We start from the raw sequence: 13,647 nt of genomic DNA, 5'->3' as shown, positions 1-13,647 counted from the left end.
TAATGGTGGAGAGATAGGGATTTGAACCCTAGATAGGCTACAAACCTATGCCGGTTTTCAAGACCGGTGCATTCGACCACTCTGCCATCTCTCCGTACGGCGCGAATAATAGGGTTTATCTCATTATTTGTAAAGCATTAAATGTAAAAAATATAAAATTTTGTTTAATGACTTAAAAAACTACATACCAATGGCAGCAACATCGTGCTGTTAATGAGATTAATAATATTGCTTAGGTCTACGAGCAATCCATGAGCATAGTAGGCATACCAGTAAACTCAATGAGAAAAAAGTGACCCCTTGAAAAATTAGATCAAAACGGTTTAATTCGTCGCTTGGTACAATTACAAACATAAAAGCAGGTAAAATACTTAACATAAGCACGTAACAGCACACTTTGAAGGCGCGCCCAAAATCGAATCGCTTTGATTGCTGCATCCACCAAGTAAGTAGAACTAATACACTTACGGCCGAACCTGCAATAAATGGAGTTGCATTTGTACTCATTGCTACATATAACGTAACAAACGCCCCCAAAAGCCCCCATATAGACCAAGCAAGCCAATTTTCTTTTTCACGTAAAAATAAATTTCCCATAAATTAAGTCTTCTTTATCATTGTTATTTTGAGACTCTCCATACATTATCAAAAAACAACCGATTAAAAAACAATCTGCAGAAGAATTATTAGCTTATTTAGCTTCCGTGCACTTCTAACAGCATGTCACTGCAGAATAGTAGTGACTAAATTTTATACTCATTTATAAGTGACCATCACATTATCTAAAAGTTCACCCTTGTTTATAAATTAGTAAAATAACTTTCAGGCTTATGCCGTGGCGACTTTTTACAATCGACAGCTGGAGTACCTATGTATAAATATCCCACAATTTCATCTAATTCATTTAAATTGAGCGCTTGCTTAACCGCATTACTTTGCGCAAAGTAACCCGTGCGCCACACACCACCTAACCCCTGTGCAAATGCAGCTTGTTGCATTGCAAGCACGCTACACCCTGCACTTTGTATTTGTTCTATGCGTGGTACTTTTGGATGTTCTTCATATTTAGCAATAGCAATGATGATTACAGGTGCTCGAAGAGGAAGATCTTTAGCACGATTAACCACTTTTTCTGATTGTTGCTCTGCTAAAGCGCATTGATAATACATTTCACCTAGCTTTATGCGAGCATCCCCTTGAACCAGGATAAACTGCCACGGTGCAATACAACCATGATCGGGAACACGCAGTGCTGCCTGTTTTATTATATCAAGCTGTTCAGGTGATGGGCCAGGTTCAGTAAGTTTAGAATCAGATTGGCGAGTAAGTAAAAGCTCAATAGCATCCATAAAAATAACTCAAAAATTCAAAACGCTAGAATAGCATTTAAAACCTTAGTATTACCAATTTGGTTATCTCGCTCGTTATAATTAATTAAGCCTTTTCATAAAAAACTATTTTTGATGAGGTGAATTCGATTTGTAAAATTGTGAAAAGATATGCATAAGCTATAAATACCCAATGAGGTTATATAGCATATACAAAAAACGGCCGTTTAAAATATTTATATGGCCGTTCAAGTATGTTGAAACACCCTATTCTTTGCTGATTGTTCGCTTTATCCAATAATCAACGCTTACAAAGCGCCCACCTCCAGTGAAAAATAAACTAAGCAGCATAGCAAAGTAAATGGCAGCAAATTCAATCCCATTGTTTAGAATTGAAGGTTTGCCTTTCTCGTACAAATACTCAGGAAAACCGTGTTCTTCCACTATTGCGCGAATTTTGCCAATTCGCTCTTGTACTTCAAGTGAGTTTTCGAGACTTTCTTTTGCACCAGGGATTGATAACCAATCGAGTACCTGAGCTGCACTCGTGTCAGGATTAGTAGGTGCTATTGCAAACCAGCCATTGTGCCAATGCACTGATGTTGCAGCAACAACCATGGTAAACATAAGCGGGATACTAACTAGGCGAGTAAAAAGGCCAAATAATAAAAGCCAGCCTCCCAAAAATTCGCTCCAACCAGCTAAAAATGCGAGTAAATCAGGAAATGGTAAGCCTAAGCCCCATTCACTATTCCCAAACCATTGCACAATATCAGGTGACGCTAATAAGCTGTTTAAAAAACCGTCGGCTTCACCACTTATAGCAAGCTTATTGTATCCGGCAATAATCATCACTGGCGCTAAAATTAGTCTGAAAAGTAAAGAAGGTAAACCATCTAAAAAAAATAGTTTACCTATTGCTGATTCGTATAGGTGGGTTAGTGTGTTCATGCGTTTCCTGAGTGCTGTGTTTATTTAGTTATAGACTATAAACAACCAAGACCGCATGAACAGGTAAACTCTTTCAATCTATCTAAGGCTTAAATAGATCTCGCTATTTGAAGCGCTTCAAAAATAGCACGCTTAGCATCAATTGCAGCAGCGAGTTTTGCACCGCCAATCACGTGTACTTTTGCGTTTTCAGCATGGGGCTTTACAACTTCATCATTTGAAACTTGACCAATACACGCAATAACAGTGTCGACAGGTAACACCTGAGTTTCACCACCAACTGTAATAGTTAAACCATTGCTGTCAAAGCTCTGATACTGACAATCTGCAATTTGTTTTACACCATGTTGCTTAGCGACTTGACGATGGATCCAACCTGTTGTTTTACCAAGTTCACTACCAAATCGGCCTGAACTTCTTTTTAACATGTACAACTGGCGGTCGTCTTTGTGTGGTTGCGGTTCACATTCAATTCCCCATTGTGTTTTAAATTCATCAATGGTTTGCGATTTATGCTCACTTAAAAATGCCACCATATCAAAACCAATACCGCCAGCACCTAATATAGCAATAGAATTACCTAACTCGACTTCGCCACGAATTACTTCATCGTATGCAAATACGCGTTTGTCATCGCTACATTTAATTGACGCCTCACGGGGGCGAACACCCGTTGCAAAAACAATGTCATCAAACTGTGTCAGCATTGACTCGTTGTAAGACGTTTCAAGTTTAACCGATACATCTAAACGTTCTAGCTCATTAATAAAGTATGCCAGTGTATGATTAAAGTCTTCTTTACCAGGTATTTGCATGGCTAAATTAAATTGGCCACCCATTTGCGATTTTTGGTCAATCAAAGTGACCTTATGACCTTTCTGAGCTAAATAACAACTTGCAGATAAGCCAGCCGGGCCAGCCCCCACAACAAGTACGTTTTTTGAGATTGTGGCTTTATCGAGCGGGTAGTCAAGTTCAAAGGCAGCTTGCGGGTTAACTAAACAGGTTGCACGTTTATTTTTAAATACATGATCTAAACAACCCTGGTTACAGCCAATACAAATATTAATTTGTTTGGTTTGATCGTTTTGGTATTTATTAAAAAACTCAGGATCAGCTAATAAAGGTCTAGCCATTGATATAAGGTCGGCTTCACCAGCATTTAATATATCATTTGCAATGTCAGGTGTGTTAATGCGGTTAACCGCAATGACTGGAACGCTAACAACACTTTTTAAGCGCTTAGACGCTTCTTTAAAAGCCCCTGGTGGAACCATGCTAGCAATTGTAGGAACGCGTGCTTCATGCCAGCCAATACCTGTGTTAAAAATATCAACCCCGGCTTTTTCAAGCTCAGTGGCTTGAATAACAACTTCATCTGGCGTTGAACCATTAGGGATTAAATCCATTACAGATAATCTAAATATGATTAAAAATTTATCTGAAACTTTTGCCCTAACCGCTTTTACTATTTCCAGTGCTAAACGCATGCGGTTTTCTAGGCTACCACCAAACTCATCAGTACGTTTGTTTGTATGCGGCGCCATAAACTCGTTAATTAAGTACCCTTCAGAGCCCATTACCTCAACACCGTCGTAACCTGCTTTTTCTGCCATATAAGCAGAATGTGCAAAGTCTTTAATCGTTTTTTTAATTGAGCTCAGTGACATTTCTTTAGGCTTGTAAGGATTAATTGGAGCCTGAATAGCACTAGGTGCCTGATTGAAAGGATGATAAGCGTAGCGACCAGCATGCAGTAACTGTAAACAAATTTTCCCACCATGCTTATGAACAGCATCTGTGTATGCGCGGTGCTTAAAAACATCATAATAACTGTTAAAAGAAGAAGATATTGGCGTTAACTTACCTCGTAGGTTCGGGCTATAGCCACCTGTTATGAGCATGGCAGTACCACCCTTCGCGCGGGCCTCATAAAATGCACGTAAACGTTTTCTGTTATGCCATCCCTCTTCAAGGCCCGTATGCATTGAGCCCATAACTAATCTGTTTCGTAATTGTGTGTGTTTTAATTGTAGTTGTTGTTCTAACATCTTATGCCCCATTAACTGGTCTAACCTGTGTAGATTCACTAATTCTGCTTCAACGACAACGAATAAGCAATATTTGCATGTATTTAATTGATACTTTAGCCACGCTTAAAATACGTACTTATATCAAAATTACTATTTAATGCGTGCATGTATAGCATAATAAACCCATTGTTTTCGGTATCTTAAACGTATTTATAAACACTTCGTTACGATTTAGCAGTTAAATTTATATTTATTCTAGGATAAGATGAAACAAATGTATTAGCTGTACCAAATTAAGGAGCTATTTTGATAGCAAAAATTTTTAAAGGTATTTGGGCTGGAATAAACTTTTCTCGTCGATTAATTATTAACTTTTTGTTTGTGCTACTTGTTATTGTATTTATTGCAGGTATTTCAAGCGACGAAGACAAAATAATAGTTGATGAAGGCTCTGTTCTTCGATTAAACCTAAATGGTCCATTGGTTGAAGAAAAATTATATATAGATCCTATTGAAGCCGCTTTAAATGATGCAACCTCAGGTAACGATGAGCCAAGCGAAATTTTACTTGACGATGTTATTGAAGTTATAAATGAAGCAACAAAAGATAGCCGAATTAGTGTACTTCTGCTTGACCTGCAAGAAATGCCTAAAGCGCATTTAAACAAGCTTAAGCAAATTACCAACGCGATTGAAGGCTTCAAACAGGCTGGTAAAAAAGTAATTGCTACGGGTTACTACTACACACAAGCTCAGTATTATATTGCTGCACATGCTGACGAAATAGCAATGCACCCTTACGGTAGTGTCGCTATTGAAGGCTACGGAATGTATCCACTTTATTTTAAAGACGCACTAGAAAAACTAGAAGTAACGCAGCATATTTTCCGTGTTGGTACATTTAAATCAGCTGTTGAGCCCTTTATTCGTAACGATATGTCTGATGCAGCTAAAGAAGCAAACCGAGTATGGTTGGGTGCGCTTTGGAGTGAATATAAGCAAGATGTATCTTCAGTTCGCCCATTTGATGAGTCAAACTTTGATGAAACTATGGATGCTTACTTAGAAAAAATGCAAGCAGCTAACGGTGATGCGGGTAAATACGCATTAGATAATCAATGGGTTGATTCACTTAAAACGACTCAACAAGTGCGCCAACAACTCATAGACTTAGTCGGTGCGCAAGAAGATGGTAAAACATTTAAGCAAGTGTCATTTCGTGAGTACCTAAGTTTAGTTAAACCGCCTGTTGTATTTGACAACCCTATTACTGAAAAAGTAGCGGTTGTGGTAGCGAGAGGCACTATTGTTGATGGTGAGCGAAGAGCAGGCGAAATTGGTGGCGACTCTACTGCAGCCTTACTACGTAAAGCACGACTAGACGATAAAGTTAAAGCCGTAGTACTGCGTATTGATTCGGGTGGCGGTAGTATGTTTGCCTCAGAAGTTATTCGTGCTGAAGTATTAGCGCTCAAAGCGGCTGGTAAACCTGTAATTGCATCAATGAGCTCTGTTGCCGCCTCTGGTGGTTATTGGATTGCATCTGCAGCTAATCAGATTTGGGCTGCACCAAGTACGATTACTGGCTCTATTGGCGTGTTTGGTACGTTTATGACATTTGAAAATACATTATCAAAAATTGGTGTGTATTCTGACGGTGTTGCTACTACCGAAATGGCTGGTTTTTCAGTCACTCGCCCGCTTAACGAAAAAATGGCTCAAGTCATTCAAATGAGTGTTGAAGAAGCTTATGGCCGCTTTTTAGATGTTGTTGCACAAGCGCGAGGCATGACACCAGAGCAGGTTGATGCAATTGCACAAGGTCGAGTTTGGATCGCATCTCAAGCTCTTGAACTGGGATTAATTGATAAACTTGGTGACAAACAAGATGCAATTGATGCTGCAGCCGCGCTTGCTAAATTAACTAACTACGATGTGAAAACAATCACTCAAGATTTAAGCCCGCAAGAAAAAATGCTGCAAGATATCTTTGGCAGCGCATCGGTTCAGTCCATGCTGGGAGTACAATCAACTACCCCATCGGTTTTAGCAACACAAGCTAATTTACAAAGCGTAGTGAAGCAGTTAAGTTCTGAACTAGAAAACCTTAAAGATTATAACGATCCACAAGGTGTATACGCACGCTGTTTAGAATGTAATGTTGCACAATAAAAGTGCATAAGCACCACTCGTTGCTTTATTTACTTTAGCGACAGGTTATACTAAGCCCAGTTTTTTTACTGGGCTTTTTTTATGAAACGTAAACGCATATATATCGCTTACACAGGCGGTACCATAGGGATGAAAAAATCAAGTCGCGGCTATATTCCCGCTGAAGGTTTTTTAACAGAAACGGTTATGAATAATGCTGAATTTAATCGTGATGAAATGCCCTTGTTTGATATTCACGAATACTGCCCTCTTATCGATTCTTCTGACATGTCTCCTGCACATTGGCAGCTCATTGCCGATGATATAAAAAGCAAATATCAGCAATACGATGGATTTGTCGTATTACATGGTACCGATACCATGGCCTATACAGCCTCGGCACTTTCCTTCATGTTTGATAATTTAACTAAGCCCGTTATTGTTACCGGCTCACAGATCCCGCTTTCTCAACTTCGTTCTGATGGACAGGTTAATTTATTAAATGCTATGTATCTTGCTGCAAACTACCCAATTGCAGAAGTAAGCTTGTTTTTTAATAACCAGTTATTTAGAGGTAATAGAGCCACTAAAGCGCATGCAGATGGTTTTGATGCTTTTGCTTCACCAAATTTAGAGCCTCTTGCATTATCAGGTATTAATATTCAACTTATCAAAGGCCAACTGAGCCCTTATGTTGAAAATGAACTTCAAGTTACCACTATAACGCCACAACCAATTGGCGTGCTTTATTTATACCCTGGAATAAGCACCGAGGTGGTCAGAAGCCTTGTAAACGATAACATTAAAGCCTTAGTGTTATTAAGTTTTGGCGTGGGCAATGCACCTCAGGACGATAAGTTTCTTTCTGTGCTAAGTGACGCAAGTAAAAAAGGGATGATCATTGTTAATCTAACACAATGCCTGAAAGGTCAGGTCAATATGGGCGGTTACGCAACTGGCAACGCATTGTTAAATATTGGCGTTATTAGTGGTTATGATATGACATTAGAAGCCTGCTTAACAAAACTTCATTACCTATTCAGCCAAAATCTAGAAATCGAAACTATTCGTCATTTAATGCAAGATAATATGCGCGGCGAATTAACTCGATAAGCAATTACAGGCATCTGTAAATCAAAAAGGCACGCGTATAGCGTGCCTTTTTTTGTTTAATAATGAATTAGCGCACCTTAGCGTCAATCTCTACTAAGTCAGTTAAGTGACATGTCTCGCCGCTGTGGGTTTTAATGCCGTGCTCACCAAAGTAATCACGCTGGGCTTGAACTAAGTGCCCATTACTTGGTGTTGTTAGCGTTGCTAAGTAAGTTTGTGTTGAGCTTAATACTGGAAACGCCAGGCCAGACATAACAGCTTGCCCTGTTACCTTACGCAATGCATTGGCTTCTTTATCAAGCGAGTCTATAAATTCGACACCTTGCGCTACGCTGTCAAGGTAATCAGCTCGAATGATACAACCTGCACGCCAAGTTTGTAATGTTTTCGAAAGATCTACCTTCCATTGATGTGTCCGAGAGGCTCCCTTAATTAACGCAAGGCCTTGGCGATAAGCTAAAAGACTCGCTAACGTAAACGCATCTTTAAGCTCTTCAAGGTCAATATCAACGGTATTAGTTGATTTTGAAGCATAGGTCATTTCTTGTGCCGCAGTTGTATCGCATGCATTGGTTAGATGTCGAGCTTGAACAGCAGCAACCAGTGAGGGTACTGCAATTCCTAACTCAAGTGCATTTTGTGCCGTCCACAAACCAGTACCTTTAGCGCCAACTTTATTATCAATCAGGTCTACTAGAGGCACATTTTTATCATTTTCAAGGGTTAATATATGACTAGAAATAGCGAGTAAGTAACTATTCAACTGCCCTTCTGACCATTCGTCAAATATTGCCGCGACTTCTTTTGGAGAACGGTTAGTACCTAAGCGGAGTAATTGATACATCTCTGCAATTAGTTGCATAAGCGCATATTCAATACCGTTATGAACCATTTTCACAAAGTGTCCACTGGCTGACTGGCCAACACGCGCAAAACAAGAGCTACCGTTATAGCTTGCAGCTACTTTTTCAAACCATGGCTCAATGCGTTCCCAGCCACCTTCTGATCCACTGGCCATCATTGCCGGACCATGGCGAGCGCCTTCTGCTCCGCCTGAAATACCCATAGTGGCAAACTCAAATTTGTTTTGAAACTTTAGCTTGCGAGTAATACCATCTTTATAATTACTGTTACCACAGTCGACTATAATATCATCACACTCTACGCCTGCGTCTACCAGTTCGTTACAAACGGTATCGACTAACTCACCTGCAGGAACAAGCAATAAAATAGAGCGAGGTGCTTCTAAACGCCTTACCATGTCTCCTAAATCAGAGACAATGTGAAGTCTATCAGCCATGCCTTGAGATTTAGCACAGCTTATTAACTCTTCACCCGCATGTGGGTTTTTGTCATAAGCAACAAGCGTTATCCCTTTATCTATTAAGTTTAGGGCAAGATTTTTCCCCATAACGCCTAACCCGACTAATGCAACTTGCATTTAGTGTCCTCCTCGGTAACAACTATTTGGTTAGAAAATTCAGTGTATTCATTAAATAATACCGCGTGCATTATACTCATGCAGTCATAAAATGCTAACCATGAGCCAATACAACATGCTTTTTTATTAAAGATAAATAAGCTATGTAATTATATCAAACATCAATGCTCTAGGGGTGACTTAAAGCACAGCTATTTGAAATTAAGATCATTGACGCATTTTGACACCGGTGTCATAATGATGACACAATAGTTTTGTATAAAATAGTGGCAATTCGTTCAGCTTTGCCTACAACTTAAGATATTGCTTTTTTAAGCTGTATTCTTCGTAAACAAAATAACCGTCAACCTGCTTTCACCAAGCACACAGGAGAAATTGATGCTAAGACGCACAAAAATAGTCGCTACCCTTGGGCCTGCTACCGATAGAGATAACAACCTAGAAAAAATAATTCGCGCAGGCGCAAACGTAGTACGTTTAAACTTCTCACACGGTGTGGCTCAAGATCATAAAGACCGTGCACAAGCAGTTCGTGATATTGCAAAACGATTAAACAAACACATTGCTATACTTGCCGATCTTCAAGGTCCTAAAATCCGAGTTTCAACGTTTAAAGAAGGCAAAGTAACCCTAGCAGTGGGTGCTAAGTTTATTCTTGATGCTAAAATGGAAAAAGGCCAAGGCGATGTAAACGCTGTAGGTATCGATTACAAAGAGCTACCACAAGACGTATCTCCTAACGATTTACTTCTTTTAAATGATGGTTTAATACAACTTACGGTTGATAAAGTAGTTGATCATCTCGTTCACTGTACTGTTACAGTAGGAGGCGTTTTATCAAACAACAAAGGGATTAACCGTTTGGGTGGTGGATTAACAGCTCCAGCGTTTACCGAGAAAGACAAAGAAGACTTAATCACAGCAGCAGAAATCGATGTAGATTATATTGCGGTTTCTTTCCCACGAAGTGGCGATGACATGCGTTACGTTCGTTCATTAGCAGAAGCTGCTGGCTCTAAAGCTCAACTTCTAGCAAAAATTGAACGCGCTGAAGCTGTAGAAACACAAGAAGCCATCGATGATATTGTGCTTGCTTCGGACGCTGTAATGGTTGCTCGTGGTGACTTAGGTGTTGAAATTGGCGATGCTGCGCTAATGGGCAAGCAAAAGCTTATTATTCGTCGTGCACGTTCGTTGAACCGTACTGTTGTTACAGCCACGCAAATGATGGAATCGATGATCGATAACCCAATGCCAACACGTGCTGAAGTAATGGATGTTGCAAACGCAGTGCTTGATGGGACTGATGCTGTAATGCTTTCTGCAGAAACAGCTGCTGGCGATTACCCTGAAGAAACGGTAGCAACTATGGCACGCGTTTGTTTAGGTGCTGAGTCACAAAAAGAAACGCATGTATCTAAACACCGTTTAGATAGTCGTTTCTCTAATAATGCTGAATCAATTGCTCTATCGGCTATGTATGCAGCAAACCATTTAGATTCTGTTAAGGCTATTGTAACACTTACTGAATCTGGTAGCACAGCAAAACTGATGTCACGCATAAGTTCTGGCTTACCAATTTATTCGTTGTCACGTCATGCCAGTACACTTGGTCAAACTGCGCTTTATCGTGGTGTTTATCCGGTGTTTTTTGATTCAACACAAACAGAAAAAGATGCAATGGTTAAAGCAGCATTAGATACACTTGTTGCTCAAGGTTCATTGGCTTCAGGTGATACTGTGATTTTAACGCATGGTGATTCAATGGAAACTGTGGGCGCAACAAATACAATGAAAATTGTTACTGTTGAGTAATTAAAGTTTTCTAAAAAAAATGCGAGTTTAGCTCGCATTTTATATTCTTAAACTTATATTAACTAGCCAACGCTGCTTTTACTTTATCACGGTAACTACGGCTAACTTTTAGCTCTTGACCATTCTCTAAAACAAGTAAATATTCACCACTGACCTGTGTAACTAATTTACTGATTTGTTTTGTATTAACAATTGCGCTGCGATGAACCCTTACAAATAAATGAGGGTCTAGCTCTTGCTCAAGTTCTTTCATTGTTTTTCGTAGTATATGTGTTTGCCCATCTTGGCAATGTAAGCACATATAATCCCCGGCTGCGTCAACCCATTGAATAGTTGCTGCTGGAACACGGATAATTTCGCCCTGCTCTTTTACGGCTAAGGATTCTGGGTAACGTTTATCAGCTAAAGTATCACCGGTTGCCAGTTTTTTGAGAATTTCTTCACAATTATTTCCGGTAATGCCAGCTACAAAACTCGCGAGTTTTTTCTTATGGGCGTTGTCTTGTTGCGTTTTTAAATAGGTATGCACTTTTTCTACCGCCTGTTTTAGTCTGTTATCATCAACGGGTTTTAAAATGTAATCCAATGCATGAATTTCAAATGCTTTCACCGCAAATTGATCGAATGCGGTAACAAACACGATTGCCGGAAGTATTTTAGTGCTTTCACTTAACGCGCGAGCAACTTCAAAGCCATTCATGCCTGGCATTTGAATATCTAAAAATACTAAATCTATTTTTTCGTTTTTACACGTCTCTATTGCATCTGCACCTGAACTGCATAATTTAATAACTTCAATGTCATCAAATTCTGAAAGCCTTACATCCAAGCCTTTGCGCGCTAATGGTTCATCATCAACAATAAGCGTTCTGATTTTCATCATTTCTTCACAGCCTTCTCAAACGGCACTCGCAGATTAACCTTTAATCCACTTGGCGTATTATGTGATAATACAAACGAATAATTATTTTCGTAGAGCGTTTTTAATCTATCTTTGGTATTTGCAATACCAACACCTTGTGCGTTAACAAGCTTGCCATTTTCTAATTCGGTGCCAGGCCCATTATCTCCCACTTCAAGGAGTAATTCGTTAGCAAACACTTGGGCTTTAATATCTATTACCCCACCTTCAGATAAGTGGGCAATCGCATATTTAATTGCGTTTTCAATAATAGGTTGCAGTATAAGGCTAGGAACTAATGCTTGCTTAGCTTGTTCGCTTACATCTATGTTTACTTTTAATCGTTCATCAAAACGAACTCGTTCAATATCTAAATATAATTTTAACGCATGCAACTCTTGCTCAAGTGGTACCTTTTTTATGGGATCTGTATTTAGGGTATACCTTAAAAAGTCACTTAATTTAGACACCATTAAGTTAGCATCTTTATTTTCTTTTACCAAAACTAATGTTGAAATAGCATTTAACGTATTGAATAAAAAATGCGGGTTAAGCTGGTATCTAAGCATTTTTAATTGGGCTTCGTGCGCCATTGTAGTTGCTTTTAATGCTTTTTGACGTTCACTTTGTAATAGCTGATAATATTTAACACCAAAGTATAAGCCACTCCAACATAAAATAATGTAGACCGAATCTAAACCTTGTTGAAGATAATAAAACCACTCTTCAGGTCTGTAACCATGGCGATATATCTCCCATAGATTAAACTTCTGTACAACAGCCCATAAGGTACCCGTAATATAAGATGCACCAAACACCACTAACATAAGCACTATAGGTGAAGCATTCCAAACTGTACGGTAAATATAGCGAAGTGGTACTGTCATCAAACAGCCAGCATAAGCATTTAATAATATAACGAATACGTAAATATCACGCATTTCAAATACTTTAGAACCAATGTAATTGACAAGCGCATACCCTATCCAGCCCGCAATCTGCAAAAGCCAAAAAAAGCGCTGACGGTTATCAATTAAAGATTGCCAATTCAAAATTTACATCGTCTCCAAAATAGTAACTACTTTAAAATCTATTTTTAGTGTGTATTTATTAATAACTAAATAGTTTTATAAATAAACTGAATAATATCGTCATCTATTATATAGATTTACGAGGATATTTAGCACTACCGCCTATCTTAGTTTTTAATACAATCAACGCAAACTATACTCACACGCAATAAAAAAGCGAAAGGTGTTATCCTTTCGCTTTCATAAATACGTTGATAGTTAGTGTTTAAGCTAGTTTATCTGACGCAACTTTATAAGTAGGATCTTCTATTACATTGACCTCAACTAAATCACGCGCTTTGTGCAATAACTGAGTACAGTCTTTACTTAAATGACGCAAATGAAGCTGCTTACCCGCTTTAGTATATTTATCAGCTAATGCGTCAATAGCCTCTATTGCACTGTGATCTGATACACGGCTATGTTTAAACTCTACAATAACGTTCTCTGGGTCATTTTTAACATCAAATAATTCAGAAAAGTTTTTAACTGAACCAAAAAATAATGGCCCATGTAACTCATATACTTTTGAGCCTTCTTCATCAATGTAGTTTGTTGTGTAGATATGTTTAGCATGTTGCCATGCAAAAACAAGTGCAGACACAATCACACCTACACACACTGCAATCGCTAAATCGGTAATCACGGTTACACCCGAAACCAACACGATTACAAAGGCATCCGATAATGGTACGCGCTTCATCATTTTAAAGCTTGCCCATTCAAATGTACCAAGCACAACCATAAACATAACCCCCACAAGTGCAGCGAGTGGGATCATTTCAATTAAGCTTGATGCAAAAATGATAAACGCAAGCAGCATTAAGGCTGCACTTATTCCCGA

At 38.9% G+C, this 13,647-nt stretch carries 11 protein-coding genes and 1 tRNA gene; 3 read left to right on the top strand and 9 right to left on the bottom strand.

What is annotated here, in order from left to right:
• Positions 1–3: 3 nt before the first annotated feature.
• From ATS71_RS05710 to ATS71_RS05690, 5 genes are all read right to left on the bottom strand, one after another.
• Positions 4–94, bottom strand: a tRNA-Ser gene (locus ATS71_RS05710).
• Positions 95–219: 125 nt separating this feature from the next.
• Positions 220–597: a hypothetical protein gene (locus ATS71_RS05705; protein ID WP_058403938.1), complete on the bottom strand. Its 378-nt coding sequence runs from the start codon at positions 595–597 to the stop codon at positions 220–222.
• Between the two features lie 203 nt (positions 598–800).
• The gene (locus ATS71_RS05700) at positions 801–1,349 is read right to left on the bottom strand and encodes an NAD(P)H nitroreductase (protein WP_058403937.1); all 549 of its coding nucleotides are present in this window, start codon (positions 1,347–1,349) and stop codon (positions 801–803) included.
• Between the two features lie 246 nt (positions 1,350–1,595).
• A complete protein-coding gene (locus ATS71_RS05695; RefSeq protein WP_058403936.1) occupies positions 1,596–2,279 on the bottom strand; it encodes an HvfX family Cu-binding RiPP maturation protein in 684 nt (227 codons plus the stop codon).
• 89 nt (positions 2,280–2,368) lie between these two features.
• Complete coding sequence (locus ATS71_RS05690; protein WP_058403935.1) at positions 2,369–4,330, bottom strand: oxidoreductase; 1,962 nt, start codon at positions 4,328–4,330, stop codon at positions 2,369–2,371.
• A 288-nt stretch (positions 4,331–4,618) separates the two neighbouring features.
• Between ATS71_RS05690 and sppA the strand changes: the two genes are divergently transcribed.
• Both sppA and ansA read left to right on the top strand, forming a co-directional pair.
• Entirely contained in the window at positions 4,619–6,484 is a 1,866-nt protein-coding gene (gene sppA / locus ATS71_RS05685) for a signal peptide peptidase SppA (protein WP_058403934.1), read from the top strand.
• 81 nt (positions 6,485–6,565) lie between these two features.
• A complete protein-coding gene (ansA, locus tag ATS71_RS05680) occupies positions 6,566–7,576 on the top strand; it encodes an asparaginase (RefSeq protein ID WP_058403933.1) in 1,011 nt (336 codons plus the stop codon).
• 67 nt (positions 7,577–7,643) lie between these two features.
• On the opposite strand, the gene gndA is transcribed toward ansA, so the two are convergent.
• Positions 7,644–9,017 carry an NADP-dependent phosphogluconate dehydrogenase gene (gene gndA / locus ATS71_RS05675; protein ID WP_058403932.1) on the bottom strand — a complete coding sequence of 458 codons (1,374 nt, stop codon included), beginning with the start codon at positions 9,015–9,017 and terminating at the stop codon, positions 7,644–7,646.
• Between the two features lie 378 nt (positions 9,018–9,395).
• On the opposite strand from gndA, the gene pyk reads away from it, so the two are divergent.
• Positions 9,396–10,832 (top strand): pyruvate kinase, encoded by a 1,437-nt coding sequence (pyk, locus tag ATS71_RS05670; protein ID WP_058403931.1) that lies wholly within the window; start codon positions 9,396–9,398, stop codon positions 10,830–10,832.
• Between the two features lie 58 nt (positions 10,833–10,890).
• On the opposite strand, the gene ATS71_RS05665 is transcribed toward pyk, so the two are convergent.
• The 3 genes from ATS71_RS05665 to ATS71_RS18835 form a co-directional block, all read right to left on the bottom strand.
• Positions 10,891–11,715, bottom strand: coding sequence for a LytR/AlgR family response regulator transcription factor (locus ATS71_RS05665; RefSeq protein WP_058403930.1), 825 nt, complete (start codon positions 11,713–11,715; stop codon positions 10,891–10,893).
• The gene (locus tag ATS71_RS05660; protein ID WP_058403929.1) at positions 11,712–12,785 is read right to left on the bottom strand and encodes a sensor histidine kinase; all 1,074 of its coding nucleotides are present in this window, start codon (positions 12,783–12,785) and stop codon (positions 11,712–11,714) included. Before ATS71_RS05660 ends, ATS71_RS05665 begins: the two co-directional genes overlap by 4 nt.
• Before the next feature lie 244 nt (positions 12,786–13,029).
• Positions 13,030–13,647: SulP family inorganic anion transporter (locus ATS71_RS18835; protein ID WP_235591418.1), on the bottom strand; the 618-nt coding region annotated here is incomplete at its 5' end.

The sequence above is a fragment of the Pseudoalteromonas sp. H71 genome (assembly GCF_001468485.1).
Lineage (GTDB): Bacteria > Pseudomonadota > Gammaproteobacteria > Enterobacterales > Alteromonadaceae > Pseudoalteromonas.
Note: the sequence above shows the minus strand (reverse complement) of the source record. Positions and strands in the feature narration are given on the sequence as shown.